The 1,852-nt window shown below is 73.3% G+C and carries 1 protein-coding gene and 1 pseudogene; both read right to left on the reverse strand.

Annotation, left to right across the window (positions count from 1 at the left end; all coding sequences use genetic code 11):
• Positions 1-196: 196 nt before the first annotated feature.
• Positions 197-1,273 (reverse strand): thiamine-phosphate kinase, encoded by a 1,077-nt coding sequence (locus BW737_RS14485; protein ID WP_086616117.1) that lies wholly within the window; start codon positions 1,271-1,273, stop codon positions 197-199.
• Positions 1,260-1,852, reverse strand: a pseudogene (locus BW737_RS14490) (ATP-binding protein); the annotation flags it as partial. The gene BW737_RS14485 and the pseudogene BW737_RS14490, both read right to left, overlap by 14 nt.

Below are 1,852 nucleotides of genomic sequence, written 5' to 3' on the forward strand. Positions count from 1 at the left end.
CGCCCCGGATTAACCTCCCAGACCACAACCACCCCGACCCTCCCACACCACACCAACCAAAACCCCGACCCCAAGCAAACCCGCTCACACCGACAACTCACCGACCTACGATTTACGACCCTGGGGTGCGGTTTACGACCGCCCCGCGGTCGTGCAATGTACCCCGAGGTCGTAAATCGTCACCGAGTCCGGCCGCCTAGGCGCGGAAGTGGTCCCAGCCGAGCTGGTCGGGCACCCGCCCGCCGATCAGTGCGCCCGCGGGTTCCCCTTCGCACCGGGCGCGCACGGCTCCAACTACGCGTGCGCCTTCCGGGAGCCGCCCGGCCGCCGCCGGGAGCGTGGCCAGCAGGCCGTGGTCCTCTCCCCCGGTCAGCACCCAGGCCCGCGCCAGGGAGCGCGCGGCCGCGGCCTCCTCCCGCAGCAGCCGGGCTATCGGCTCCAGCGCGGCGAGATCATGCGCCTGCCCGGTATCCGGGTCGTCGTCGGGATCGGCGATGTCGACGACGATGCCGCTGGCCCGGGCGATCCGGTCCGCGTCGCGCAGCAGCCCGTCGGACACGTCCAGCATGGCGCCGGCTCCAGCATCGGCCAGGGCGGGTCCTGCGGCCAGGGGCGGGGCGGGCGCCCGGTAGATGCGTAGGCATTCCGAGGCGAGCCCGGCGCGGGCGGCGTCCACGGCCTCGCCCCACACGTCGGCGCGGTCGTCCAGCCCGGCCTGCAGCAACGCGAGCCCGGCGGCGGAGCGTCCCAGCGTGCCCACGTGCACGACGACGTCACCGGGCCGAGCGCCCGAGCGCAGCACCGGCTGGCGGCCGCCCAGGTCACCGTGGACGGTGACGGCGACGACCACCCGCTCCCCGACGCTGAGGTCGCCACCGACCACGCCCGCGTCCGTGCCCACGCAGGCGTCGGCGAATCCGCGGGCCAGATCCTGCACCCAGGCGACCGGGGTGGCGCGGGGCAGCACCAGGCTCACCACCAGCGCCGTCGGCCGCGCCCCCATGGCGGCGATGTCGGCGAGGTTCTGGGCGGCGGCGCGCGCCCCGACGTCGCGGCCGGTGGACCAGTCGGGGCGGAAGTGTTCCCCTTCGACGAGCACGTCCGTGCTTATGCAGTAGCGGCCGTCCGGGGCGGCGACCACGGCGCTGTCGTCCCCGCTGGGTACCAGTACGCGGGTCGCCTGCGGCAGCAGCGGAGCGATAGCCGCCAGCAGGCCCTCCTCCCCCAGGTCGGCGACGGTAGGCCCGGCGTCGTCGGCCTCAGCGGTTGACATCGGTGGGGCGTTCCAGCGCGAGCTCGATCAGCTCGGTAACCAGGTCGCGGTAGGCCAACCCGGAGACCTGCCACATGTAGGGGTACATGGAGAAGGGGGTGAAACCGGGCATAGTGTTGACCTCGTTGACGATGGCCTCCCCCTCCGGCGTGAGGAAGAAGTCGACGCGGGTCAGTCCCTCCCCGCCGATGGCGATGAAGGCCTCGGCGGCCCGGCGCATGAGCAGCTCACGCGCCTCCGGGGTGATGTGGGCGGGGCACACCATGGCGACGGCGTCATGCGCGAGGTACTTGGTCTCGTAGTCGTAAAACTCGCCGGCGCCGTGGGCGGCGTCCATGACGATCTCGCCGGGCTCGGCCACGCGGGGGGCGTCGTCGCCGTGACCGGCGAGGACGGCGACCTCGATCTCGCGGCCGACGATGCCGGACTCGACCAGCACCTTGGGGTCCACCGCACGGGCGGACTCGATGGCCGCCTCCAGGTCGGCAAGGTCCTCCACCCGGGTGATGCCCAGGGAGGAGCCCGCGCGGGGCGGGCTTGACGAACAGGGGGCGGGCCAGTTGCGCGCACTGGGCGAGG

The organism is Actinomyces ruminis, assembly GCF_002154335.2.
In the GTDB taxonomy this organism is placed as follows: Bacteria; Actinomycetota; Actinomycetes; order Actinomycetales; family Actinomycetaceae; genus Actinomyces; species Actinomyces ruminis.